General features: G+C 70.9%; 1 protein-coding gene. It reads left to right on the plus strand.

Annotated elements, in window-relative coordinates; all coding sequences use genetic code 11:
• Positions 1–870 (plus strand): NB-ARC domain-containing protein (locus tag LQ326_RS47315; protein WP_234545397.1); only part of this gene is annotated, 870 nt, incomplete at both ends.

The following is an 870-nucleotide window of genomic DNA, read 5'->3' on the forward strand; positions in this document are numbered from 1 at the left end:
CCGAGCCCCTCCCCGCGGCCGCCCGGGACCGGGAACCGCTGCCGGTTCCGGCACAGCTTCCGCCGCTGCTGCCCGACTTCGCCGGCCGCACCGACGCCGTCAGCGACATGCACACCCTGTTGACGACGCCCGGACGGCGAGCGCCGACCGTCGTGGCGATAGCCGGGATGGGCGGGATCGGGAAGACCTCACTGGCCCTGTTCACGGCCCACGGCGTGCGGCACGCCTACCCGGACGGGCAGCTCTACGCCGATCTGCGCGGAGCGGACGAGAACCCCGCCGAGCCCGCCGGCGTCCTGACGGGGTTCCTGCTGTCGCTGGGCGTCGCCGCCGAGGCCGTACCCGACACCCTCGAAGACCGTTGCAGACTCTTCCGTTCGATGCTGGACGGCCACAGGGTGCTGATCGTCCTGGACAACGCACGTGACGCGTCGCAGGTCCTGGACCTGATGCCCGGATCGGTCGGCTGCGGAGTCATCATCACCGGCAGGTCCCGTCTCTTCGGCCTGCCGGTCACCAAACAGCTCAGCATAGACACCTTCAGGCCCGACGAGGCCCTCTCGCTGCTCGGCGCGGTCATCGGGCACGAACGGCTCGACGCGGAACGGGAACAGGCGCTCGAACTGCTCCGGCTGTGCGGATTCCTGCCGCTGGCCATCCGGATCGTGGCCACCAGGCTGGCGTCCCGGCCGCGGTGGGCCATCGCGACACTGACCGCCCGGCTCGCCAACGAGCAGCGACGCATCGAGGAACTGCGCGTGGGTGACGTGTCGATCCACGCGGTCTTCGAACTCGGCTACCGGCAACTGCCTCCCGAACAGGCCCGCGCCTTCCGGCTGCTCGCCGTCCCGGGGTCCCTGGACTTCGGTC

The organism is Streptomyces shenzhenensis (genome assembly GCF_021462265.1).
GTDB lineage: Bacteria > Actinomycetota > Actinomycetes > Streptomycetales > Streptomycetaceae > Streptomyces > Streptomyces shenzhenensis.